The sequence below is a fragment of the Prevotella sp. AM42-24 genome, assembly GCF_003461825.1.
In the GTDB taxonomy this organism is placed as follows: Bacteria; Bacteroidota; Bacteroidia; order Bacteroidales; family Bacteroidaceae; genus Prevotella; species Prevotella hominis.
Window position 1 is genome coordinate 1 of sequence record NZ_QTXV01000141.1, and the last position, 1407, is coordinate 1407.

The 1407-nt window shown below is 49.7% G+C and carries 1 pseudogene; it reads left to right on the top strand.

Going from position 1 to position 1407, the window contains the following annotated elements:
* Positions 1 to 1407, top strand: a pseudogene (locus DW917_RS17440) (type IV secretion protein Rhs); the annotation flags it as partial.

The following is a 1407-nucleotide window of genomic DNA, read 5'->3' on the forward strand; positions in this document are numbered from 1 at the left end:
GTGATTGCCGAATGGAAGCTGAAACGTGTCGAGGAACTCCATGGTGACTATATAGAATATGTATATGACATCGTGGATGAGGATGTGCGTGGCGGCTTGAAAGCCAAAGCTGCATATCTGAAGGAGGTTCACGCAGGTAATGCAGGACAGGAACCGCACACCGTTGTACTCTTTGAAGGCAACAAGGTAAAGCAGGTAAAGACCAACAATGCCCGCTATGGATTCCTCGCCTCCTCCAACAAGCTGTTGGAGAAAGTGACCGTGAATTTCCAGGGCGAGACCCTGCGCAGCTATGCCTTCGACTATAAGGAAGGTGCATTCCACAAGGAAATGCTCACTGGTGTCAGACAGTATGACAACAACGGCAAGGAGGTCTCCTTCCAAAACTTCGACTACTATGATGACGTACAGGCAGACAAGGGCTATGTTCCTTTCAAGGATGATTCCGAAAAATGGAACACCCATGATGATGGACTTGACGCAGGGTTCATCAATCCGTTAAAGGCTGTCAGCAAGCGTTTCAGCGACAAGCCAACTGCACTTGGCGGAACGACAAGCTCTTCCGTGAGCGGTTCGTTCTATGCAGGTGTGGGTGTCGTGGACGGAAGTCCTTGGAAAAGCAATACCATGGGTGGCTCATACAGCTATTCAAGCGACACGAGCAAGGGACTTTCCGCACTCGTTGACTTGAACGGTGACGGACTTCCTGACAAGGTGTACAAGTCCGGTGGTTCTGTTTATTATCGTCCACAGATTAAGACAGACAACGGAGAAGTCGTATATGGTGAGCCTATCAAGGTAAAGGGCATCAGTAACTTCTCGACAACCAAAAGTTCTACCAACACTTTCGGTGCGAATGCCGTTGTCGGTTGGAATGTCCTGACTGCCGTTGTCGGAACGGACAAGTCAACCACTAAGACCAAGACCACTCAGTATTTCAGCGACATCAATGGTGACGGACTTGTTGACCTCGTTTCCAATGGCAAGGTCTATTTCAACCACTTGGAGTTTGACGGATCTGGCAATGCCGTGCCTACATTTACATTGAGCAGTGCCGACACGCCAAGCCCAATCATCTATGGTGGCAAGGTTGACACTTCCGTCATGGAGGTCAGTAAGGATGAGCAGGCGGAAGCCATCAAGAACTCACCGATGGAGGACATAGTGCGTGTATGGCAGGCTCCAAAGGACGGAACTGTCAGCGTAACTGGTCAAGTTAGCCTCATTGCACCAACAGATGACTATGATGCTGACGAGTATCAGAAGGCAGACGGCGTAAGAATTGCCATCCAAAAGGGAGGCAATGAACTTTGGAACAAGACGATAGCCAAGGGTGACAACAGTCCATACAGCGCAGCCGTATCATCTGTTGCCGTCAAGCGTGGTGACAGAATCTATTTCCGTGTC